This window comes from Nocardia otitidiscaviarum NBRC 14405, from assembly GCF_000308635.1.
In the GTDB taxonomy this organism is placed as follows: domain Bacteria; phylum Actinomycetota; class Actinomycetes; order Mycobacteriales; family Mycobacteriaceae; genus Nocardia; species Nocardia otitidiscaviarum.
Window position 1 is genome coordinate 84023 of record NZ_BAGD01000281.1, and the last position, 24016, is coordinate 108038.

At 71.0% G+C, this 24016-nt stretch carries 17 protein-coding genes; 15 read left to right on the forward strand and 2 right to left on the reverse strand.

Annotated features, from left to right (window positions below; all coding sequences use genetic code 11):
• Positions 1-45: 45 nt before the first annotated feature.
• The 8 genes from ON31_RS33640 (at position 46) to ON31_RS33675 (ending at position 13993) form a co-directional block, all read left to right on the forward strand.
• Entirely contained in the window at positions 46-1098 is a 1053-nt protein-coding gene (locus tag ON31_RS33640; protein ID WP_039819249.1) for a FecCD family ABC transporter permease, read from the forward strand.
• On the forward strand, positions 1095-2144 hold the full coding sequence (locus ON31_RS33645) for a FecCD family ABC transporter permease (RefSeq protein ID WP_039819251.1): 1050 nt from the start codon (positions 1095-1097) through the stop codon (positions 2142-2144). Before ON31_RS33640 ends, ON31_RS33645 begins: the two co-directional genes overlap by 4 nt.
• Positions 2145-2155: 11 nt before the next feature.
• Complete coding sequence (locus tag ON31_RS33650) at positions 2156-2995, forward strand: ABC transporter ATP-binding protein (protein WP_039819398.1); 840 nt, start codon at positions 2156-2158, stop codon at positions 2993-2995.
• A 123-nt stretch (positions 2996-3118) separates the two neighbouring features.
• A complete protein-coding gene (locus ON31_RS33655; RefSeq protein ID WP_169335065.1) occupies positions 3119-10648 on the forward strand; it encodes a non-ribosomal peptide synthetase in 7530 nt (2509 codons plus the stop codon).
• Positions 10649-10701: 53 nt separating this feature from the next.
• A complete protein-coding gene (locus ON31_RS33660) occupies positions 10702-11685 on the forward strand; it encodes an ABC transporter substrate-binding protein (protein ID WP_255222368.1) in 984 nt (327 codons plus the stop codon).
• Complete coding sequence (gene entS, locus ON31_RS33665; protein ID WP_039819255.1) at positions 11682-12905, forward strand: enterobactin transporter EntS; 1224 nt, start codon at positions 11682-11684, stop codon at positions 12903-12905. Before ON31_RS33660 ends, entS begins: the two co-directional genes overlap by 4 nt.
• Before the next feature lie 5 nt (positions 12906-12910).
• Positions 12911-13747 carry a siderophore-interacting protein gene (locus ON31_RS33670; RefSeq protein ID WP_039819257.1) on the forward strand — a complete coding sequence of 279 codons (837 nt, stop codon included), beginning with the start codon at positions 12911-12913 and terminating at the stop codon, positions 13745-13747.
• Between the two features lie 6 nt (positions 13748-13753).
• Entirely contained in the window at positions 13754-13993 is a 240-nt protein-coding gene (locus ON31_RS33675) for a phosphopantetheine-binding protein (RefSeq protein ID WP_039819258.1), read from the forward strand.
• Positions 13994-14124: 131 nt separating this feature from the next.
• Here the strand turns inward: ON31_RS33675 and ON31_RS33680 are convergent, their stop codons facing one another.
• A complete protein-coding gene (locus ON31_RS33680; RefSeq protein WP_039819260.1) occupies positions 14125-15777 on the reverse strand; it encodes a (2,3-dihydroxybenzoyl)adenylate synthase in 1653 nt (550 codons plus the stop codon).
• Positions 15778-15869: 92 nt separating this feature from the next.
• Here ON31_RS33680 and ON31_RS33685 point away from each other — a divergent pair, with 92 nt between their 5' ends.
• The 3 genes from ON31_RS33685 to ON31_RS33695 are packed head-to-tail and all read left to right on the forward strand — an operon-like array spanning position 15870 to position 18530.
• The gene (locus ON31_RS33685; RefSeq protein ID WP_039819261.1) at positions 15870-16676 is read left to right on the forward strand and encodes a 2,3-dihydro-2,3-dihydroxybenzoate dehydrogenase; all 807 of its coding nucleotides are present in this window, start codon (positions 15870-15872) and stop codon (positions 16674-16676) included.
• Positions 16677-16685: 9 nt separating this feature from the next.
• A complete protein-coding gene (locus tag ON31_RS33690) occupies positions 16686-17840 on the forward strand; it encodes an isochorismate synthase (protein ID WP_039819263.1) in 1155 nt (384 codons plus the stop codon).
• A gap of 27 nt (positions 17841-17867) precedes the next feature.
• Positions 17868-18530: an isochorismatase family protein gene (locus ON31_RS33695; RefSeq protein ID WP_039819264.1), complete on the forward strand. Its 663-nt coding sequence runs from the start codon at positions 17868-17870 to the stop codon at positions 18528-18530.
• Positions 18531-18584: 54 nt separating this feature from the next.
• On the opposite strand, the gene ON31_RS33700 is transcribed toward ON31_RS33695, so the two are convergent.
• The gene (locus ON31_RS33700; RefSeq protein ID WP_051038264.1) at positions 18585-19496 is read right to left on the reverse strand and encodes an esterase/lipase family protein; all 912 of its coding nucleotides are present in this window, start codon (positions 19494-19496) and stop codon (positions 18585-18587) included.
• Between the two features lie 163 nt (positions 19497-19659).
• Between ON31_RS33700 and ON31_RS33705 the strand changes: the two genes are divergently transcribed.
• From ON31_RS33705 to ON31_RS33720, 4 genes are all read left to right on the forward strand, one after another.
• The gene (locus tag ON31_RS33705; RefSeq protein WP_039819265.1) at positions 19660-20586 is read left to right on the forward strand and encodes a cyclase family protein; all 927 of its coding nucleotides are present in this window, start codon (positions 19660-19662) and stop codon (positions 20584-20586) included.
• A 63-nt stretch (positions 20587-20649) separates the two neighbouring features.
• On the forward strand, positions 20650-21789 hold the full coding sequence (locus tag ON31_RS33710) for an alpha/beta fold hydrolase (protein ID WP_039819267.1): 1140 nt from the start codon (positions 20650-20652) through the stop codon (positions 21787-21789).
• 144 nt (positions 21790-21933) lie between these two features.
• Positions 21934-22731: a DUF6585 family protein gene (locus tag ON31_RS33715; protein ID WP_039819268.1), complete on the forward strand. Its 798-nt coding sequence runs from the start codon at positions 21934-21936 to the stop codon at positions 22729-22731.
• Between the two features lie 74 nt (positions 22732-22805).
• Positions 22806-23840, forward strand: a complete 1035-nt coding sequence (locus ON31_RS33720; protein WP_051038265.1) for an AraC family transcriptional regulator — start codon at positions 22806-22808, stop codon at positions 23838-23840.
• Positions 23841-24016 lie beyond the last annotated feature (176 nt).

Genomic DNA, 24016 nt, shown 5'->3' on the forward strand with positions numbered 1-24016 from the left:
GACGTGCCGCGTGACCTGCACTGACGCGCTGATGAGAAAGCCCCGATGGACAGACCGCGAGAAAGCCTCAGCACGGCCAGCGATGCTCCGGCAATCGCCGCCGCGCCCACCCGGCATTGGCGGGGTTGGCTCGCGGCCGGTGCGGTGCTCGCGCTGGTCTGCCTGTTCAGCCTGCTCATCGGTGCGAAATCCATTGCGGTGGGCGAGGTGTGGGCAGCCCTGTGGCACGGCGGCGACTCGTCGGACCGGCTTATCGTCACCGAGTACCGCCTGCCGCGCACCCTGCTCGGCCTGCTGGCGGGCATCGCACTCGGCGTCGCGGGCTGCCTGATGCAGGGACTCACCCGCAATCCGCTCGCGGATCCGGGGCTGCTCGGCATCAATGCCGGGGCCGCCTTCGCGATCACCGTCGCGGTCGCCTTCCTCGGCGTCACCGATATCGCCTCCTACGTGTGGTTCGGCTTCATCGGTGCCGCGCTCATCGCGCTGGTGGTCTACCGCCTGGGCACCGCGGGCAGGCAGGGTGCGGATCCGGTGCGCCTGACCCTGGCGGGCGTGGCGGTCACCGCAGTGCTGACCGGCCTGACCAAGGGCCTGATCCTGCTGAACGCCAAGGCTTTCGACGAGATGCGCCAGTGGGATTCCGGATCGCTGACCGGGCGCGGCTACGACATCATCGCCGGGGCGGCGCCCTTCATCGCCGTCGGACTGGTGGCCGCCGTCATCGCCGCGCGCTCGCTCAATGCCGTCGCCCTCGGCGACGATCTGGCCCACGCGCTGGGCGTGCGCGTCACCCGCACCCGGCTGCTCACCGCCGCGGCCCTGACCCTGCTGTGCGGCACCGCGACCGCCGCTGTCGGACCCATCACCTTCATCGGACTGGCGGTCCCGCACATCGCCCGCTGGATCGTCGGACCCGACCAGCGGTGGATCATCGCCTACTCGTTGCTGCTCGCGCCCACCCTGGTGCTGGGAGCGGATGTGCTGGGCCGCATCCTCATTCCCGGTGACGAGGTTCCCGCGGGTCTGGTGACCGCCTTCCTCGGCGCACCCGTACTCATCTGGCTGGCCCGTCGCGCCCGAGCGGGTGCGGCATGAGCACGGAGATCGATTTCGGCCGGACCACCCTGGTGGTGCGCGCCCGCGGCCGCAGCGCCCGGATGGGGCTGCGCACCGCCGTGGTGTGCGCGGTGCTGCTCCTCACGGCGCTGGGCATGGCCGTACTGGCGCTGGGCACAGGCGATTACGCCATTCCACCGGATCGGGTGGTGCGCGCGCTGTTCGCCGGTGACAACCGCTTCGACCGACTGGTGGTGTGGGAGTGGCGATTCCCGCGGGTACTGCTGGCCCTGGCACTCGGCGCGGCGCTGGGCGTGAGCGGTGCGATCCTGCAGTCGGTGACCCGGAATCCGCTGGGTAGCCCGGATATCGTGGGATTCAACACCGGGGCCTACACCGGTGCGCTGATCGTCATTCTCACCTTGGGCGGCGGCAACTTCCAGACCGCGGCCGGTGCGCTGATCGGTGGTCTCGGTGCGGCGCTGGCCATTCAACTGCTGGCCTTCCGGCACCATGTCTCCGGCTTCCGGCTGATCATCGTGGGTATCGGCGTGAGTGCCATGCTGGCCTCGGTCAATACCTGGCTGATTCTGCGGGCCGATCTGCACTCGGCCATGTCGGCCGCCGCCTGGGGTGCGGGTTCCCTGAACGGCCTGTCCTGGCCGCAGGTCGGTCCGGCGCTGCTCATGCTGGCCGTCCTGACCATCGCCGTGATCCCGGCCGCGTCCCGGCTGCGCATGCTGGAACTGGGCGACGATCTGGCCCACGCCTTCGGAATTCGGGTGGGCCGGGCCCGCATGCTCCTGATCGTGCTGAGTGTGGCGCTCACCGCGACCGCCACCGCCGTGGCCGGGCCGATCGCCTTCGTCGCCCTGGCCGCACCGCAACTGGGACGCCGCCTGGCGCGCACCCCGTCCACCGCGCTCGCCCCGGCCGCCGCCATGGGTGCGCTGCTGCTGGTCGCCTGCGACTGGATCGCGCAGCGCGCCTTCGCCCCCGCCACGCTCCCGGTCGGCGTCGTCACCGCCTCGATCGGCGGACTGTACCTGGCCTATCTGCTGGTGGCCGAGGCGCGACGGAACTAGAGGAAGCGATGATGAACGAAACCGCCGACACCGCTGGGGAATCAGCCGCCGCCGCGGCGCGGCTGCGTGCGGACCGGGTTCGGCTCGGCTACGGCGGCCGCGTGATCAGTGACGGTCTCTCGGTGGATATTCCGGATGGGACGTTCACCGTCGTCATCGGCCCCAATGCCTGTGGTAAGTCCACGCTGCTGCGGGCGCTGGCCCGGCTGCTGAAGCCCGAGGACGGCGCGGTGCTGTTGGACGGCAAGGCCATTGCGTCGTATCCGGCCAAAGAGGTGGCCCGGCGCATCGGCCTGCTGCCGCAGACCTCCACCGCGCCCGACGGTATCCGGGTGGCGGATCTGGTGGCGCGTGGCCGCTATCCGCACCAGTCGCTGCTGCGGCAGTGGTCGCAGGCCGACGCCGAGGCCGTCGCCGCCGCCATGGCCGCCACCGGCGTGACCGAACTGTCCGCGCGCCCGGTGGACGAACTGTCCGGCGGGCAGCGGCAGCGGGTGTGGATCGCGATGGTGCTGGCACAGGACACGCCGGTGATCCTGCTGGACGAACCCACCACCTACCTGGATATCGCCCATCAGATTCACCTGCTGGATCTGTGCCGGGCGCTGAATCGGGAATCCGGCCGCACCGTGGTGGCGGTGCTGCACGACCTGAACCACGCCTTCCGCTACGCCGATCACCTGATCGCCATGCGGGACGGGCGCGTGGTCGCCGCCGGACCGCCCGGCGAGATCGTCACGGCGGAGCTGGTGCGGGAGGTTTTCTCGCTCGGCTGCCGGGTCATCGACGATCCGGAAACCGGTGCGCCGCTGGTCGTTCCACTGGCGCGCGGCGCGGCCCGAATCGGTTGACGACCGCCGGTCGGGGGGCGTCGAGACGAAGCTTCCCCATTGCAACTTAAGTTAGGCTAACCTACTTCAGTTGTCTGTTGGTTGGTCGTCCGCCGGGGTGGTGCGGGCCGAATGTTGTTGCTGATGAAGGGAGTTGCCGTGGTGTCGGTGGAGCGGGATGATGCGAGAACCTCTCTCGGACTGCCGCTGACCGGACCGCAGCTGGGCATCTGGAACGCTCAGCGCTTCGATCCCGAGTCGGGCCGCTATCTGGTCGGCGAGGTGCTGGAGATCACCGGCGACGCTCCCGTCGACGTCGAACTGCTCGCCGAGGCCATCCGCCGCACCGTGGCCGAGGCCGAGAACATGCGGCTGCGCTTCCGGGAAACCGCCGAGGGGCCACGGCAGTTCGTCACCGATGCCGAGGCCGTGCTGCGGCCGACCATCGACCTGCGCGCCGCCGCCGAACCCGTGGCGCTCGCCCACGAGGCGGTGGCCCTCGAACGGCAGCGCGCCGCCGAGGACTGCCGCGCCATGGTGGACCGGCAGCTGTACAACTACACGCTCATCCGGGTCACCGACTGCCAGGTGTGGTGCGTGCAGCTCTACCACCACCTCATCGTGGACGGTTACAGCGCGGCCCTGCTCTCGCGTCGGGTGGCCGCGCACTACACCGCGCTGCGACGCGGAAAGCCCGCGCCCAAGCCCACTTTCGGCACCATCGCCGCACTGGTGGCGGAGGAGCGGGAGTACCGCGCCGGTGCGCAATTCGAACTCGACCGCAGATTCTGGCGCGATCAGCTCACCCCGTGGCCCGATCTCGACGGCCGCGGCCGCCACGTGGGCGGAGCGGTGGAGCGCACCCTGCGCGCCGAGGCCGTGCTGTCGGCCGAAACGCTGACCCGGCTGCGTGAATGCGCGGAGAACTACGGCATCACCTGGGCGGATGTACTGGTGGCCAGCTACGCGGCCTTCCTGAACCGGCAACTCGGCACCTCCGACGTGGTGGTCTCCATGCTGCTCATGGGCCGGGTCGGCCGGGCCGCCCTGAGCACTCCGGCCATGGCCGTGAATGTGCTGCCGCTGCGCCTGCCCGTGCGCGCCGACGACCGCCTGAACGATCTCGGGCCGCGCGTGGCCGAGGCGTTGCGTGCGGTGCGGGCGCACCAGCGCTACAGCGGTGACGATCTGGCCCGAGACTTCCACGGCTACGGCGCGGGCGACCTGCTGCACGGCGTCGGCATCAACCTCAAGGTCTTCGACTTCGCCCTGGACTTCGACGGTGCGCGCGGCGTCCTGCGCAATGTGGCCGGTGGGCCGCCGGAGGACCTCGGCCTGACCGTCACCCCGCTGCCCGACGGTACGGTGCTGCTCGGCTTCGAACCCGATGCGCGCACCAATGATCCGGAGGATGTGCGGCGGCGCATCGACGGCCTGGTTCGGGTGATCGACGCCTTCACCGGCGGTGACAAACCCGCGGTCGGGGCGCTGGAGATCATCGCGCGGGAGGAGCGCGCCCGGCTGCTGGCCGCCCGGTCCGGTGCGGCGGCGACCGACAGCGCCGAACTGGTGCCGGATGCTCTCGACCGTCTGGTGGCCGAGCGACCCGATGCCATGGTGCTCGCACCGGGCGACGAGGGTGAGAACCCGTGGTCGGCTGCCGAACTCGGTGCCCGAGTCAACCGCCTCGCCCGCTGGCTGCGCGGCCGCGGGGTGGGGCCGGAAGTCGTGGTCGGCGTCGCTCTACCCCGCACCCCGGACCTGGTGGTGGCCCTGTTCGCGGTGTGGCGCGCGGGCGGTGTATTCCTACCCCTGGATCCCGAACACCCGCTACCGCGTCTGCAGGCCGTCATCGATGACGCCGCCCCCGAACTGGTACTCGGCGCGGGCGACCTGGCCGACCGACTGGCCGTCGCGGCCGACACCCGGGACCCTCACGGCACCGAGTCCGGGGCGGTGAGCCCGGAGCCCGGACACGCACCGCTCCGATACGTGGACATGAACGCCGTGGGATTCCGCGACGAACTCGACCGGTGCTCGGCCGCGCCATTCGATAGCGACGGTGTGGACGGCGCGGTGTCGGCTCTCGCCGTCGGCACGGGGGCAGGTGCACGGAAACCGTCGTCGCCTGGCGGCGGTCTGGACGCGCGACACGGCGCGTACCTGATCTACACGTCCGGGTCGACCGGGCGGCCCAAGGGCGTACTGGTGGAGCATGGGGCGTTGGCGTGGCTGCTGGCCGCGCATCGGGCCGGGATGTACGCCGAGGCGGCCGAGCGTGCCGGACGCCCGCTGGCCGTGGCGCATACCACGTCGTTCGCCTTCGACGCCGCGCTCGATCCGCTGCTGTGGCTGCTCGACGGCCACCGTATCCACGTGTACGACAGTGAGATCCGGCGTGATCCCGCCGCTCTGGTCGCGGCCTTCGCGCGGGACGGGATCGACGTCGTGGACGGAACCCCCACGTTCGCGGCGGCGCTGTTGGAGCACGGGTTGGCCGATATCGGCCCGCGACTGCTGGCGCTCGGCGGGGAGGCGTGCCCACCGGAGCTGTGGCAGGCCGTGCGGCGTGCGGGGATCCCCGCGGTCAATCTGTACGGGCCGACCGAGGCCACCGTCGACGCCCTCACCGCACCGGTCGACGGCGCGCGCCCGGTCATCGGTTCGCCGGTTCCGGGAGCACGAATCTATCTGCTGGACAACGCTCTCCAGACCGTCGCCGATCATCGGGTAGGGGAGCTGTATCTGGCCGGGCCGCAGCTCGCGCGCGGCTATCTCGGCCGTCCGGACGCGACGGCGGACCGCTTCGTCGCCGACCCCTACGGACCGCCGGGCGCGCGCATGTACCGCACCGGCGACCGGGCGCGCTGGGTGCCCGGCCGTGGTTACGAGTATGTCGGCCGCGTCGACAATCAGGTCAAGATCCGTGGTCACCGCGTGGAATTGGGGGAGGTCGAGGCCGCGCTCGGGACGCTGCCCGAGGTGCGGGCGGCGGCCGCCGACATTCGTGAGATCTCCGGACGACCCACGCTCGTCGGCTACGTGGTCACGGCCGGGGCCGCGCCGAACGCGGTCGAATTGCGTTCGCGGCTGGCGGATGTGGTGCCCGATCACATGGTGCCGTCGCGACTGGTCGTGGTGGACGCGCTGCCGCACACCGTGAACGGGAAGATCGACCGTGCGGCATTGCCCGAACCGCCGTCCGACACCGGCGGCCGCCCGCCGTCCACCCCGGCGGAGATCGCGGTGTGCGAGGTGGTCGGGTCCGCGCTGGGCCACGACACCGTCAGTGTGGACGAGGACTTCTTCGGCGTCGGCGGGGACAGCATCACCGCCATCAGCGTCAGCAGCCGCCTGCGTGAGCGCGGGTTCGTGCTGACACCGCAGGAGCTGCTGTCCCGCCGGGCGCTGAGCGAACTCGCCGCCAGCGCAACGGTTGTCGGGGAGGCCGCGCTCCCCGGCCGACCCGCGCGGGGCCTGACGCTGCCGCGGGCGAGCTTGGACTATCTGGCGGCCCGCTACGGCGAGATCGCCGACGTACTGCCGCTGTCCCCATTGCAGGAGGGCCTGCTCTTCCACGCACTGCGCGACGGCGACGCCGACGTCTACACCATGACGGCGCGATTCGACCTGGAGGGGCCGGTCGCCCCGGACCGGCTGGCGACGGCCTTCCAGCGCATGCTGGCCCGGCACCCGAATCTGGGTGCGGCCTTCCGCTACGAGGACTTCGATCAGCCGGTCCAGGTGGTTCCGGCTGTGCCGCGAGCCGACTTCCGGGTGGTGGACCTGCGCGACCGCACGGCCGGGGAGGCCGAGCGGACCGCCGCCGAACTGGAGTTGCGCGCGGGTGCCGAACCCGTCGATATCGCCGAACCGCCGCTACTGCGCGTCGTCCTGATCCGCCTGACCGATACCGCGCACCGACTTGTGCTCATCGCCCACCATCTGCTCGCCGACGGCTGGTCGGTGCCGATCATGTTGCGCGAAACGCTCGCGCTGTACCACGGCGACGACCGAAATCTGCCTGCCCCACCGTATTACGGTGACTATCTGGCCTGGCTCGGCGGCCGCGACACCGCGACGGCGGTCGAACGGTGGAGCGACTACCTGACCGGGTTGCCCGCGCCCACGCTGGTGGGTGTCCCCGCGGGGCGACGCCTGCCCGCCATCGGTCAGGACGTCGAACTACCCGCGACCGTGGGCACCGGCCTGGAGGCTCTGGGCCGCCAGTACGGCCTCACCATGAACACGCTCGTACAGGGCGCGTGGGCGATGGTGCTCGCCGAGCACTTCGGCCGCACCGATCTGGTCTTCGGGACCGTCATCTCCGGCCGCCCGGCCGAACTGCCGGATGTCGAGAGAACCGTCGGGCTGTTCAGCAATACGGTGCCGGTACGCGTGCGGCTGGACGCGGACCGGCCGCTCGCCGCGCAACTCGGTGAGATCCAGCGGTCGTGCTTCGACATGCAGGCCCACGGCTATCTCGGCCTGGCCACCGTCGAGCGCGCCGCCGGGCTCGGACGACTCTTCGACACCCTCGTCGTCTTCGAGAACTTCCCGAAATCGGGCCTGCGCCAACCCGATACCCATGAGGTGCGGGTCGCGGACGTGATGGTGCACAGCCTCACTCACTTCCCGATCACGGTCACCGCACGCCCCGGCGAGCGGTTCCGCCTGATGCTGCACCACGACCCGGCGGCGGTCGCGGACGCGACGGCGGCACGCCTGGCCCAGCACCTCGGTGCCGTACTGTCCGCTCTGGTCACCGATCCCACCGCCACGGTCGCGACGCTGGCCGCCGCGACGGCGCGACGGGAAACGCGGGGCAGCACGCTCGCGGACTGGGGGACCGCCGTCGCACCGACGGCACCGGCCGTGACGCTCGCGGGCACCACGATCGACCACGGCGAGTTCCGCGCCCGCGCGAATCGTCTGGCGCGCTGGCTCATCGCGCGCGGTATCGGCCCCGAGACCGTGGTGGCGGTGACCATGCCGCGCACCATCGACGCGGTCGTCGCCGCCCACGCTATCGCGCGCTCCGGCGGCGTCTACCTGCCGGTCGACCCCGACCAGCCCGCCCAGCGCCGCGAACGCATACTCGACACCGCCGCTCCGGCACTGGTTCTGGAATCTCTGGACGATATCGACACCGCCGGATTCGCGGACACCGAACTGAGCGACGCCGATCGCACCGCACCGCTGCGGCCCGCCCATACCGCCTATCTACTGTTCACCTCCGGCTCCACCGGCGTGCCCAAGGGAGTGGCAGTCAGCCACGAGTCCATTGTGAACACCTTCGAATGGTTGTGGGAACAGCAGCGTTTCGGCCCCGGCGATACCGTGCTGTACCGCACCCCGCCCATTTTCGACGCCTCGCTGCTGGAGCTGTATCTGCCGTTGCTGGTCGGCGCGCGGATCGTGCTCACCCGCCCGGACGGCCATCGCGATCCCTACTACCAGGCCGAACTCATGCGCACCGAGCGGGTGAGCGTCGTGCAGATGACCACCTCCATGCTGACCGTGCTCGCCGAGGAGACCGATCTGGCCGGGTGCGCCGACCTGCGCTGCGTCATCACCGGCGGGGAGGCGCTGCCCCCGGCCACCGCGCGGCGGGTGCGGGAACTGACCGGCGCACGGGTGCACAACCTGTACGGCCCGACCGAGGCCGCGGTGTGCATCACCTACCACGAGGCCACCGACGCCGATACCGCGTCGGTGCCGATCGGCAAGCCCGCCAAGGGATCCGGGGCCCGCGTCCTGGACGAGCGACTGCGCCCCGTCCCGGTCGGAACCATCGGCGAGCTCTACCTGACCGGTGCCCAGCTGGCCCGCGGCTACCTGTCCCGCCCCGACCTGACCGCCGCCGCCTTCGTCGCCGACCCCTACGAACCCGGTGCCCGCATGTACCGCACCGGTGATCTGGTGAAGTGGAACCCGAACGGCGAACTCGACTACCTCGGTCGCGGCGACAGCCAGGTGAAGCTGCGCGGCCAGCGCATCGAACTCGGCGATATCGAAGCGGCCCTGCTGACCTGCACGGGCATCGCGCAGGCCGCGGTCCTGCTCCGCGAGGACACCCCCGGCGACCAACGCCTGGCGGCCTACCTCATCCCACGCTCAGCCGCCGACCTCGACCCCGACACGATCCGCGCCGAACTACGAACCACACTGCCCGCGTACATGATTCCCGCCGCGTACGTGGTACTCGACCAGATCCCCCGCACCGCCAGCGAGAAGATCGACCGCAAGGCCCTGCCGGTCCCGGTCTACGCCGAGCCTGCCGCCCCGGCAGTCCCGGGTGCCTCCGGCGGCCACCCCCACACTCACGAAAAGCCCGACAGCGGTTCGGCTCCCGCCCGGAACGGTGGCGGCACGGCGGCGCATCGGTCCACGGCACGACAGGAACTGCCGACTGCGGGGGAGTCCACGCGGCCAGCGGATGTCGCCGCGCCGGGGAACTCGGATCCGGGAGCGGACCCCGTGCTGACAGCGGGCGCTGCCGTGGGGGAGCACTCCGGTCCGGAGGCGGCGACAGCGCTGCTCGGTGATATCCGCGCCGCCATGGCCGCGGTGCTGTCCACACCCGATCTCGGCGCGGACGACGACTTCTTCGCGGCGGGCGGCCACTCGCTCACCGCGGTCCGGCTCACCGGGCGACTGCGGCGCGCCGGAATCGACACCGTCTTGGACGACATCTTCGCCGCCCCGACAGCACGCGCGCTCACCGCCCGCATCAGCGCGCGCGGCTCGGTGCGGGGTCTCGACGCCGTGCGCGGCCACGTCGACGATGCGAGCCCAGCCACGGCTGCGGCTCCGCCCGCCACGGGCGCGGCGGTTGTCGCGGGTACGCGGGATGCCGCGAGCGCGTACGGAGCCGGGAGTACCGACGGAGCCGGGGGTGACGCGCGCACCGCGGCCCGAGTCGATGCCCACCTCGGTGGTCTCGCCCTGCTCGGCAGCCGTCTGGACCACGTCCTGGAACTGCGCGCTACCGGTTCGGCCGCGCCACTGTTCTGCGTGCACCCGGTCGGCGGTACCGCCTGGCAGTTCGGGCCGCTGGCCCGGCTGCTGCGCGCGGACCGCCCGATCATCGGCCTGCAACTGCCCGCCCTGCGGGACCGGAATTTCCACGCGGACACCCTGGAAGAGCTGGCCCGCCACTATCTCGGCACCATTCGGCGCATACAGCCGAACGGCCCGTACCATCTGCTCGGCTATTCGCTTGGCGGCAATATCGCGCATGCCATGGCAGCGGCTCTCGAAGCCGAGGGGGAGTCGCTCGCCTATGTGGGCCTGGTGGATTCGCACCCGCTGGCGACGCTCACCGATCAGGCCGCCCGAGCGCTGACCGCACCGGCCGACCTGGACCGGTTGCTGCCCGAACTCCCCTCGGACGCACCGGAACTCGCGGCCGCCGTGCGCACCGCCGCGACCGCGCTGCTGGACATGGTCACCCGTTCCACGCCGCCGCGCTACCACGGCTCCATGGCCCTCTACGCCGCCGACACCGGCGACCAGCCCGGTCGGGCCGAGGCCCAGCTGTCCGGCTGGCTGGCCGACGGCGCGCGGCTGGTGGTGCGCCGCCTGCCCTACTCGCATGTCGACATCGTGTCCCCGACCGGCTGGACCGAGGTCGCGGCGCTGCTGGACGCCGATCCGGCGATCCGCGCATGACCCTCCCCCAGAAGAAGAAAAGAAAGAACACACCATCCATGTCGCTGTACCGAATGACGGCCCGCCTCCGCGCCGCCGTCGCGCTGTTCCTGCTCTCGTTGATCGCGGTGGTGGCGGGCTGTAGCAGTTCCGCCGCCGACGATGCGAGCGCATCCGGCACCCGTGAGGTGCAGACCGACCGCGGTGCGGTGAGCGTGCCCGCCGATCCGCAGCGCATCGTCGTCGTCAACGGCTCGCTCGCCGGGTACCTCTACGATCTGGGCGCCAAGGTGAAGGCCGCCGACCCGCGCGTACTCGGCGTGACCCTGAAACCCGGTGAGTTCCCGGCCGCCTGGGCGGAGGACGCCAAGGCGCAGGGCACCGAGGTGCTGCCCTCCGGCGACGACATCAATCTGGAGTTCATCGCCTCCCAGCAGCCGGATCTGATCATCGGTGGCGGCCAGGGCTACCCGGGCCAGCAGTCCATCGACGCCTACGACAAGCTCACCGCCATCGCCCCGACCGTGCTGGTGCCGTCGAACCTCACCAACTGGCAGGACCAGCTGAAGTCGGTCGCCGACGCGGTGAACCGGTCCGCCGAGGTCGAGGGCCTGATCAGTTCGTACAACGACAAGGTCGCCGAGGTGAAGTCCACCATCAAGGTGCCGCAGGGCGCGGTGTCGGTCTTCCAGTCGCGCAAGGATCTCAAGCCCTCGGTCATCGCCCCCGGCACCCCGCTGGCCGCACTGCTGTCCGAGGTCGGCTTCACCATCGACGACAAGGTCGAGGCCAAGGCGGGCAACCCCACGCGCGCGGCGGCCGCCGACTGGGTCTCGTTCAGCCCGGAACTCACCACCACCGTGGTCGACGCGCCCGTGCTGTTCGTCGTGCAGCTCGACGGCGGTCGCAGCATCGCCCAGCTGCGGGAGGACCCGATGCTGGCGGCGCTCCCGGCCTTCCGGTCCGGCCAGGTCTACGACCTGCCCGCCACCAGCCAGCGCCCCGACTACCGCAATGTGATGGCCACCCTCGATCTGCTCGCGGAGCGCTTCCGGTGACAGCCGTCGGCGGCCTGCTCATCGATACCTCGCCCCTGCGCGCCAGCCGGGAGTTCCGCTGCGCCTTCGCGGCCCGGCTGGTATCGGTGCTGGGGATCGGGCTGCTCATGGTGGCCCTGCCCGTGCAGGTCTACCAGCTGACCGGCTCCTCGCTGCAGGTCGCCGGCGTTACCACGGTCACCGCGGTCGCCCTGTTCGCCGGAAGTCTGGCGGGTGGAGTGATCGCGGACCGCTACGACCGCCGCGATGTCATTCAGTGGTCGCGCACCGCGGCGGGACTCGGTTTCCTCGCGCTCGGCCTGAACGCCTTACTGCCGGAACCGTTCCTGGCCGTCATCTACGCCGCGGGCGTGGTGGACGGTCTGGCCGGTGGCGTCAGCGGCTCGGCGCTGATGGCGCTGGTCCCCATGCTGGTCGGCCGGGAGAAGGTGGCCGCCGCCGGTGCCCTCACCGCGCTGACCTCCGATCTGGGCACCATGATCACCCCCGCCCTGGCCGGTCTGCTGATCGCGAAAACCGGTGTGGGGCCGGCCTTCTTCCTGGCGGCCGGTGCGACCGTGGCCACGGTCGGGCTGATCCGCGCCATCGGACCGCAGCCGCCCCCGGCCCGCGAGATCCAGCATCCGCTGCGGGAACTGGTCATCGGCATTCGGTTCGCGATGCGGCACCGGGCGATTCGCGCCGCACTACTGACCGGGCTGATCGCCATGCTGGTGAGCGGCCCGCTGGTGCTGCTGCCCGCCCTGGCCGAACACGATCTCGACGCGGGCACGACCACGCTCGGCCTGCTCTACGCCGCCCCTGGTGCGGGCGCGGTGCTGGGTTCGCTCACCAGCGGCTGGATCGGGCGCAGCGTCCGGCCCGGCCGTGCCCTGCTGATCTCGCTGGCACTCATGCCGATCGGCGTCATCGTGGCCGGACTGGCGCCGCACGCCGCCGTGGTCTTCCTCGGCCTCGCCGGATTCGGCCTGGCCCGCGCGGTGAACATGGTGCTGCGCTACACCGTGCTCCAGCAGCAGGCCCCCGAGGAGCTGCGCGGCCGGGTGTCCGGCCTGCTCATGGTGCAGGCCGTCACCGGCACCGCCGTCGGCTCCATGGTGGCCGGGCTGGTGGGCCAATTCTTCGCGCCCGGAACCGCTCTCGTGGTCTACGGGCTGTCCGTACTGGTACTCGGCGCGGTCACGGCCCTGGCCGCCGCGCCCCTGTTGGGAAGGGAGTAGCGCCCATGGATCGTGCCGCCTATGCCGAACGCATCACCGAGGTGCTGTCCGGCGAGCACGGAGCCAAGGTCGGCTATCCGATCGGATTGTGCGCGGTGGAGGTGAAACGCACCGTCGCGGTGGGAGCCGGTCTGGTGCGCATCACCTTCGGTGGCGAGGAGTTGGCCGGCTTCCACAGCTATGTGCCGGATGAGCATGTGCGCCTGGTCTTTCCGGACGACGACGGGGTGCTGCGACTGCCGAGGAAGGACGGCCTGTCCCTGGAATGGGGCCAGCCGCGCCCGGTGTCGCGCGAGTACACGGTGCGCCGCTTCAGCGCCGCGGATCGGGAACTCGATATCGACTTCGCCATCCACCCCGGCGGTCTGGCCTCGGACTGGGCCCTGGCCGCCACGCCGGGCACCCCCATGCATATCGCCGGGCCGCCCGGCGGCGTCGTGGTGCCGACGAACTATGACAGGTTCCTGCTGGCGGGCGATATCACCGCCCTGCCCGCCATCGCCCGCTGGCTGGAATGGCTGCCGCGCGAGGCGGCCGGATGGGCCGTCATCGAGGTGGGCGGTCCGGACGAGGAGATCGCCATCGACGCCCCGCTCGGCGTCGAGGTGCGGTGGGTGCACCGCGGCGACGCCGAACCGGGCACCGGCGACGCCTTCGAAAGGGCGGTTCGCGGTGTGGAAGTGCCTGCCGGGGAACGGGTGTACGTCTGGCTCGCGGGGGAGGCCGGGGTGCTGAAACCGCTGCGCCGCTGGGTGCGCACCGACCTGGGGGTGGGACCGAAGGACAGCCTGATCGCCGGGTACTGGAAGCGCGGCGTGGCCGACTACGACCGAGACGAGTGAGGGATCATGACGAACGAGAACACCATCGTGGCCGAGCGTGCGCGCGTGATCGCCGATGTGGCCGCCGCGCTGGGCGTGGAGCCCGCCGAACTCACCGACGAGACCAATCTGCTCGATGCCGGACTGGATTCGGTGCGCATCATGTCGCTGGTGGAGACGTGGCGCTCCGCCGGATTCGAGCACATCGACTTCCCCACGCTGGCCTCCGACCCCGTACTGGGGTCCTGGATCGAAGCCCTGGGCTGATGACCGCGTGCCCCGGCGCGCCGACCCGCCCGCGACCGGCCGCCTCCGCGGTGCCGCACCCGGCGGCGGCCGACCGTGGCGGGATTCCGCCCGCGGCGGCGGTCGGCCGCACCGGGATGCCTGGGCCGGCGCTATCGAACCCGCTGTGCCCCGTCGGCCAGCAGCCGCCGCAGTTCCTTGCGACTGGTCTTGCCGACGCCCGTCTCCGGGAAGTCGTCCACGACCTCCACCGTGTCCGGCATCTTCCAGGCCGCCACCCCGCGCTCGCGTACGAAGGCGCGTACGCCGGTCAGGGTGGGCCGGTTCGCCGGGTCGGTGGGTTGAACGAAGGCGGAGATGCGCTGTCCCAGCACCGGATCGGGGGTGCCGACGATGACCGCGTCTCGAATTCCCGGATGGGCCAGCAGATGCGCCTCCAACTCCTCGGCCGAGACCTTCTCGCCGCCGCGGTTCACCCAGTCCCCGGCCCGGCCCAGCACGTCCAGATTGCCGTCCGGGCGGATGCGCACCATATCGCCGGTGCGGTACCAGCCCTGCGCGGTGAAGCTGCGGGCATCGGCCTCGGGATTGTCGTAGTAGCCGCGAATCGTGTACGGGCCGTGTGTGATCAGGTTGCCGGGCGTGCCGGGCGGCACCTCCGCGCCGGTGTCGTCCACGACCATGACGCGATCGTGTTCGGACATCGGGCGGCCCTGGGTGCTCACCACCACCTCGAGCGGATCGTCCAGCCGGGTGTAGCAGACCAGGCCCTCGGCCATGCCGAACACCTGCTGCAGGGTCACGCCCAGCGCCGGACCCACCCGGCGCGCCAACTCCTCCTGGCAGCGGGCCCCGCCCACCTGCACCACCCGCAGGCTGGACAGGTCCGGGGTGTCACCGCTCTCGGCCTTCTCCACCCACAGCCGGGCCAGTGGCGGCACCAGCCCGGTGATGGTCACCCCGAAGCGTTCGATGGCCCGGAAGGCCGTCGCGGGCGTGGGGTCCGGGGTCATGGCCACCGTGCCGCCCGCCCACAGCGCGCCCAGAATGCCGGGCGAGCTCATCGGGAAGTTGTGCGCCACCGGCAGGGTCGCGAGATAGACGGTGTCGGTGTCGAGTTGGCAGATCTCGGCGCTGCGCCGCACGCTGTAGAGGTAGTCGTCGTGGGTGCGGGGGATGAGCTTCGGGATGCCGGTGCTGCCGCCGGACAGTTGCAGGAAGGCGACATCGCTCGCCGCGGGCGCGGGCAGCTCACCGGGTTCGTCCCGCAGGGCCGCGAGATCGTGCGCCCCCTCCGGCAGCGCGGCGTCCCCGTCGTCGGTGACCACGAGGAGATGGCGCAGCGACGGCACCTGCGCGCGGACCGAATCCGCCAGTGCCGCATAGTCGAAACGCTGATGCACCCCGCTGGTGATGACGGCCGTGGCGGCGCTGGCCGTGGCGATCGGCACCAGTTCCGCCTGCCGATGCGCGGGCAGGCAGAACACCGGCAGCGCGCCGAGCCGGAAGAGCGCGAAGATCACCTCCACGAATTCCGCGCGATTGGGCAGTTGCACGAGCACCCGATCGCGCGGGCGGATGCCCAGGCGGGCCAGCCCGGTGGCCAGCGACCGGGAGCGGTGGTCCAGTTCGGCGTAGGTCCAGCGGTGCCGCTCGTCCACGACGGCGATGGCCGCTCCGGCGACGGATGCGCGGGCGGTCAGCACGTCGCCGAAGGTCTCTCCGGTCCAGCAGCCGAGTTCTCGATACCGTCGCGCCTCATCGGTCGGCCACGGTGTGAAGCCGGGGAGAACGGTCGATGGCATTGGGGGACACCTTCTTTCGCGGATTCGATCGGTGTTGGCGCATACCGGGGGAGTGGTACACACACCTATTCTTATCAGGTTAGGCTAACCTTATGTTCATGATCGATTCGGGTAAGCGCGCGGTCGTCGTGACCGGTGCGGCCGCGGGCATCGGAGCGGCCGTCGCCGCCGAGCTCGCGAGCGGAGCGCACGCGCTGGCGCTCTGGGACCGTGATCCGCGGGTACACCGGGTGGCGCGCGAGATCGCCGACCGCACCGGCGGATCCGTACACGCTGCCGAGGTGGATGTGGCCGACGCGACGTCGGTGCAGGCCGCCTTCGACCGGTTCATCGGCGAGTTCGGCCCGGCCGACGTGCTGGTGCACGCCGCCGGAGTCATGGATTCCGGTACGGCACTGGATATCACGCCGGAGGTGTGGGACCGCAGCTTCGCCGTCAACGCCACCGGCACCATGCTCGTCACCCAGCGGGCGGCCCGGGAGATGGTCACCGCCGGACGCGGCGCTATCGTGGTGGTCTCCTCCAATGCCGCGAGCACGCCCCGCGTCGGCATGGCCGCCTACTGCGCCGCCAAGGCCGCCGCCACCGCCTACACCCGCGCGCTCGCCCTCCAGGTCGCCCCGCACGGCGTCCGGGTGAATCTGGTCTCGCCCGGCTCCACCGACACCGCCATGCTGCGCGGCCTGTACGCCGACGGCGACGACCGCCCCCTCGACGATGCCGCCCACGCCGGTCTGCTGGCCGGTGATCCCGAGCAGTTCCGGCTCGGCATCCCGCTGCGCCGCATCGCGCGGCCCGCCGATATCGCCGCGGCCGTGCGCTTTCTGGTATCCGACGACGCTCGCCACATCACCCTGCACGATCTGCGGGTGGACGGCGGCGCGACCCTCGATATGTGACCCGAGAGGATGATCCCTATTTCCGCCACACCAGATACCGATTCGACCGACAGCGCGGACCCCGCCTTCGTGCTCGCCCGCCCCTACCGCACGGTGGTGGCGGGGCGCGGTGGCCGCGTCTTCCGATCCGCACACGACGCGGTGTCGGCGCTGCGCGCGGGCGAGGTCGGCCATATCGTCGGCGCGCTGCCCTTCGCGCCGGACGCCCCGGCGGCGCTGTGGGCGCCGGACTCGATCACCGTGACCGAATCCGGTTACGTACCCGACGCCGGTAGCCGTCCGGTCTTCGACTTCGCGGCCGCCGTTCCGGAGCCCGACACGCACGTGCGGCGGGTGGCCGCGGCGGTGCGGCTGCTGGCCGATGAGACGCATCCCATTCGAAAAGTGGTGCTGGCCCGGTCGATTCGCGCCCGCGCCGCCTTCGCGACGCGGGCGGTGGAGATCCTGGACCGCCTGGTGTCGACCGATCCCATGGGCAATGGTTTCCTGGTGGACCTGTCCGCCGCGGGCGCGCCGTACACCGGCAGGCATCTCGTCGGGTCCAGCCCGGAAATCCTGCTCCGACGCGACGGCGCCGAGGTGCTCAGTCATCCGCTGGCCGGATCGGCACGGCGGATTCTCGACGACGAGCGGGCCGACCGGGTGGTGGCGGAGACACTGCTCGGCTCCTCGAAGGATCAGCACGAGCATCGCTATGTGGTCGACCAGGTCAGCGGCGTGCTGCGCGACCGCTGCGCCGAGGTGGTCGCGCCCGCCCCCGAACTCACCAGCACCCCCGAGATGTGGCATCTCGGCACCCCGATCACCGCCACGGTGCGCGCCGACGGCCCCTCCGCACTGGAGTTGGCGGCGGCCCTGCACCCCACCCCGGCCATCTGCGGTACCCCCACCGCCGAGGCGGCGCGGCTGATCGCCGAACTCGAGGGAGACCGCGGCTTCTACGCGGGCGCGGTCGGCTGGTGCGATGCCGCGGGCAATGGCGAGTGGATGGTCAGCATTCGCTGCGCCGAACTGGCCGCCGACGGTCTGAGCCTGCTGGCGCACGCGGGCGGCGGCATCGTGGCCGAATCCGATCCGGTGGCCGAATTGGCCGAGACCACCGGCAAATTCCAGCGCATCCTGGCCCCGCTCGGCATCGCGGACCTACCGGTCACCGTCGCCTGACCGCCACACACGACTTCGGGAGATCTCATGCCTATTCCGCCGATCGCGCCCTATCCGATGCCCACGCCCGAGGAGGTGACCGCCAACCAGGTGGGGTGGACCGTCGATCCGGCCCGCACCGCGCTGCTCATCCACGATATGCAGCAGTACTTCCTGGCCGCCTACGACACCGGGGCGGAACCGGCGCGCACCCTCATCGCCAATATCGCGCGACTGCGAAACCGCTGCCACGACTTGGGGATTCCGGTCATCTACACCATGCAGCCGGGCGACCAGCATCCGTCCCGCCGCGGCATCCTGGCCGACTTCTGGGGCACCGGCATGTCGCACGGCCCGGAGACCGAGGTGATCGCCGAACTGCGCCCCGACGATCGCGACATCCAGGTCACCAAATGGCGCTACTCCGCCTTCCAGCGCACCGACCTGCGCGAGCTGCTCGGCTACTACAACCGCGACCATCTCCTGGTCACCGGCGTGTACGCGCATATGGGCTGCATGCTCAGCGCCGCCGAAGCCTTCATGAGCGATGTGCGGCCCTTCCTGGCCCTGGACGCCACCGCCGACTTCAGCCGCGAGGAGCACCTGATGGCCCTGAACTACACCGCCCGCCGCTGCGGCGCGGTGTCGACCACCGCCGAACTGCTGGACCAGCTTGACGGCGCGTCGGTGGCCGCGCGGCGCGCGTCATGAGAGGGTGACGGACCGGCCGAGCGGGGTGGTGTCCGCGGCGGACCGGTCAGAACGTCATCCCCCGGGGCAGGGTGTGCCTCGGTATGGCAGGTCGAGCGCCCGGTGCACCAGATACGACACGGCGGGGGATTCCGGGAGGATGCCGTGGTGGTGGGTGTCGGTCGGGCAGACGTCCTGCACCCAGACATTGGTGACGGTGGCGCGCGGTCCGGCGCGCAGGAAGGCGGCCTCCGGCGGGGTGACCACGCGGTCCTCCCGGCTGGCGATGGCGGTGTAGGCGACACCGGGTTCGGTGTCACCGGCGGCGTTGAGCGTGGCCAGGAACTCGCTGTCGATGAGCTGCTGCGCGGCCGCGGTCCCCAGCACCCGGGCGATCAGGCTGTCGGCCACCGCACCCGCGCTGCCGGACGGCAACAGGTAGCGCAGACCCTCGGCGGTGGTGCCGTGATGGGTGGCGGCGATGCTGATCAGACGCCGAATGCTGGTGCGGCCCGGGTCTTCTCGATGCGCGCCGCCTTCGAAGCGCAGATACTGCCGAACCAGGGGGCCGCCCTGGGAGTGCGCCACCACATCGACCTTCGCCGCGCCGGTGGCGGTGCGCACCCGGTCGACGAAGGCCGCCAGCTCCTTGGCCGAGGTGCGCATATCCGCTGTCCCGAAGACGCCCGGGGCCGCGCCACGCAGGCTGGCGGTGGCGTGCCCGTAATTGAGCGTGAACACGCAGACGCCGTGTGTCTTCAGCACGGGAGCCAGTGTGTCCCAGGAGTTCTGGTTGCCCCAGGTGCCGTGCACCAGCAGCACCGGTTCCGGGTGCGCCGCCGTGGGCGTACAGCTCCAGTCGTTCGCGCCGACCGGTGCGCGGCCCTCGTCGTGTGCGGATGCGGGCGCGCTCGTGAGCGCGGCGGTCGCGATCGCGGCGAGCAGTGTGATTCCGCAATGGCACCAGCGTTTCTCGCGCGCAGGCATCCGGCGCAGCCCCTTTCGCCAGCACAGTGTTTCGGGCGGGCAGCGTTCGGTGTGCGAGATGCCAAACCATCAGGTTCTTCGGAGCTCATGGAACCATTGGGGCTACCGGTCGGCAATCTTCGCAGCGGTGTGGCGCGGGCGATTTTCCGGTAGTTTGCCCACCATGGCGCTACCGTCCGAGTTCCTCGCTGTCGCCGAACGCGTGAACAATTGGGGGCGTTGGGGTTCCGACGACGAGCTCGGCACGCTCAACCTGATCACCGACGAGGTGGTGCGGGGTGCGGCCGCGACGGTGCGGGCGGGTCGGCGGGTGCCGCTGGCGGTGCCGTTGCGCCAGCAGGGGATCCAGACCGGGCTGATTCCCGGCCGGGTGAACCCGCTGCACACCATGCTCGCGGTCAACTGGGAGATGTTCGGCCCCGACACCATCGCCACCAGCGACGACGCGGTGACGATGGGATTGCAGGCCGGAACGCACTGGGATGCGCTGACCCACATCTCCTACCACGGCCGCATCTACAACGGACGCCCCGCCGACAGCATCACCGCCCACCACGGCTGCGCCTTCAGCGGCATCGAGAAGGCGCGCCACATCGTGTCGCGCGGTGTGCTGCTGGATGTGGCGGCCGCCCACGGCGTCGCGGGCCTGCCGTCGAATCACGCTGTCACACCGGAGGATCTGGCGGCGGCCGAGGATTTCGGGGGAGTGCGGGTGCGGGCCGGGGACGTGGTGCTGGTGCGCACCGGACAGCTGCGGCTCTATCTCGCCGGTGACCGCGACGCCTACGCCATGCCCTCGCCCGGACTGTCGATTCGATGCCCGGAATGGTTCCACGCGCGCGATGTCGCGGCCGTCGCCAACGACACGCTGGTCTTCGAGATCTTCCCGCCGGAGATCGAGAACCTCTTCCTGGCGGTGCACGCGCTGCACCTGGTCGATATGGGCATGTTGCAAGGGCAGAATTGGAATCTCGAGGAACTGTCGGAGGTGTGCGCGCAGGAGCGGCGATACGAGTTCCTCTTGTCCGCCATGCCGGAACCTTTCGTCGGGGCGACCGGAACACCCGTCGCCCCGGTCGCCGTTCTCTAGCTATGGGTCGGTTACCGTCGATCCGGGTCACCGGTGGCCCGGGAATCGACAGGAGGCTGATTCATGAGCGCGCTGCGTCGGGCACTGGTCGGAGCTGCCGTGGCGGTGGCGCTACTGACCCCGGCGACACCGGCCACCGCCGCCCCCACCGCGACACCCGGCGGCCTCATCGACGTCATCGCCCAGCCCCCGGGCTGGCGTGGCATGACCGCCGGGTTCGTCGTCGACTACTGGATGACCGGATCGCAGGGTGAGCCGGTTCCCGCCAGCGGCGCGCTGTTCGTCCCCGACGGGCCGCCGCCGCCCGGTGGCTGGCCGATCATGGTTTACGACCACGGCACCAGCGGCCTCGGGCCGAACTGTGGCGGGCAGACCACCCCCGACGCCGAGCCGCTGTGGCCGCTGTTCCGCGACCTGGTGGCCCGGGGCATCGCGGTGGTGGCCCCCGACTATCTGGGCCTCGGGCGCTTCGACACCGGCACGCACCCCTACCTGGAGATCCGCACCGAGGCCACCGCGGCCATCGATCTGGTGCGGGCCGCGCGGGCGGCGAATCCGGGCCTCTCCCGCACCTGGGCGGTCTTCGGGGAATCGCAGGGCGGCCAGGCGGCCTTGGGTGCGGCCCACCTCCAGGCCACCTACGCTCCCGAACTCGACTTCCGCGGCACCATCGCCCTCGATCCGGAATCCGATGTGGAGAAGGTCGCACCCCTGATGGGTCCGTGGGTGCCGAACGCCCGCGCGCTGGACAAGATCACCGATTTCTCCGCCTACATTCTCGCCGGATTGCGGGCCGCCCGACCGGATTTCGACGTGGACCACTACCTCAGCCCCACCGGTCGCGCGGTGGTCGACAGCATCGGCGGGCTGTGCTCGGTGCAGATCACCGAGCGCCTGGCCGGACTGTCCCTCGGCGACCTGCTGGCCCAGCCGCTGGTGGACGACCGTTTCCGCAGCACGCTCACCGGCTACATGGAGGTACCCGTCGCCGGATACGACCGCCCGATCCTGTTGCTGGTCAACGCCACCGACACCACGGTGCCCTCCCCGCTGCACGCCGCCCTGATGGCTCAGTTCGCCGCGCACGGCGTGGACTTCCGGACCGTCTTCGGCCTCGGCGCGCACACCGATATGAACGCGGCGATGCACGAGGCCACCGCCGCGTTCATCGCCCGGATCTTCGCGGCGCCCGCCGTCTCCTGACCGAATGCGGGGTGTGCGCCCCAGCCCCGGATCTTCGCCGACCCCGCTGCGCTCCGGCCGTGTGCGGGGCATCTGCCACACCTCTGTCAAGGAGGGTTGCCGCGGGTGGTTTGGGCCGCCGCGCGGGTGGGCACCTGATCGGGAATGGACGTAGTCAAGGATCTCGACATCCGCACCGCCACCGTCCGGGGCGACTCCGGTGCGGGACTCGGCGCGCACCGGGACACCTATGTCGCCGTGCGGCCGCCCACCCGGCGGCACGCGCTCGAGGTCATGGGCCTGATGCTCTGCGGAACGGTCGCGGCGATCGGCGCGGCCACCGGCGCGGCGGTCCTGGTCATTCCGGGTCTCGCGGGTGCGCTCATGCTCGGCGTGCGCCTGCTGTGCGAGCTGACGCGGTCGGCCTACGTGCACGGACGTGATCGCGATACCCGGCTGGAGTTGTACGACGGCGGCTGTGTGGCCGTGGTCGGCGGCCGCGCACGGACCATCCGATACGACACCGCCACGGTGCGGCGGGCGGTGACCGGGGACGCCGACCACCACGTGCCCGACCGGACCGCGCACGCGTACACGGTGACCGACACCGGCGGCGATCCGATCGTGCTGCGGCACACCATCGACCACCCGGAACAGTGGGGTCCGGAGATCGACCGCGCCGTCACCGAGGCGCAACTGCCGCGGGCGCTGGCCACCCTGGAGTCGGGCGGACGCCTCGACTTCGCACCCTTCTGGATGACATCCACCGAGATCGGCGTGGACCACCGCGCGGTGTCGTGGGCCCGGGTCAGCGGCATCGTCGTGCACAAGGGCTGGGTCTCGGTACGCATCCGCGGGGAATCGCTGCCGCTGGATTCGCTGCCCGCGGACGTGGTCGGGAACTTCACACTGTTCCGCACGCTCGCCGAGCGGATGCGGTCGGCGACCGCGACCCGGGCCTGACCGCCGCGTTTCGGGTGCGGAGCCGTCCGCACCGTTCCTGATACGGTCGCAGCAGCCGTCGCCGAGGAGAGCCGGTGAGCGATAAGTCCGCGACCGCCGAGAGCGCCCGTACCGTGCCCATCGGCTTCGTCCGTGCCGCCGTGGTGACCGCGGCGCGCCGCGGCGTGGACACCTCCGACCTGCTGCGGTCGGTCGGCGTGGCCCCGGACCTGATCGCGCAGGATCGCGCGCGGGTGACCGTGGCGCAGATGGCACACACCGTGCGGCGGCTGTGGCGGTTGAGCGATGACGAGCTGTTCGGACTCGGACCGCGACCGGTACCACGCGGCACCCTGCGGCTGATCGGCTACGGCCTGCTGGGCTGCCCGGACCTGGGGTCGGCGCTCGCCCGCTTCACCGACTACCAGCGGCTGACGCCCGGCCTGCCGCCCATGGCGGCCGTCACCGCGCGGGCACGCACCCGATTCACCATCGACACCGCGGTTCTCGACGATCCCGAGCACTTGATCACCGCCTTCCTGCTGGCCTCCGCGCACCGCTTCATGGCGTGGGGGATCGGCCGCCGCATTCCGCTGCGGCAGGTGGAGCTGTCCTTCCCGAGGCCACGCAATATCGGGGACTACGACCTGGTGTTCGGTATCCGCCCGACCTTCGACAGTGCGACCGCCGCACTGGTTTTCGAGAGTTCCCTGCTGTCGTCGCCGATCGTGCGCGACGAGGCGGCCCTGCTCGCGTGGCTCCGGGACGCACCGACGGATCTGCTCGCCCGTCGTGATTACGGATCGTCGATGTCCGAGCAGGTGCGTCGCATACTGGCGCGCGGGCTCACCGGTACCTGGCCCAGCGCCGAGAACATCGCCGACCGGCTGTCGTTGAGCGCCCCGACGGTGCGCCGTCGACTCGGCGAGGAGGGGACCTCCATCACCGTCATCAAGGAGGAGATCCTCCGCGACGCCGCCATCGCGAGTCTGGTCGCCGGCACGGAGACTGTGGAGGAGCTGTCGTCGCGCCTGGGCTTCTCCGAACCGAGCGCCTTCCGCCGGGCCTTCCGGCGCTGGACCGGCAGCCCACCGGGTGCCTATCGTGCCCGAGCGGGCGAACGATCATAGAGATTTCCGGGGCGCGATGGAATGACCGCGCTTCGCGGGAAGAATGACCGCCGCGCTCGATTCGTCGCAGAATGTGATTCCATCTGGTTTCGGACTGTTTCCCTGCCTACGCTCCGATGCACCACGGTGGGACCGCGCCTGGATGCCCATCGATTCAACAGTGCTTCGGGAAAGGC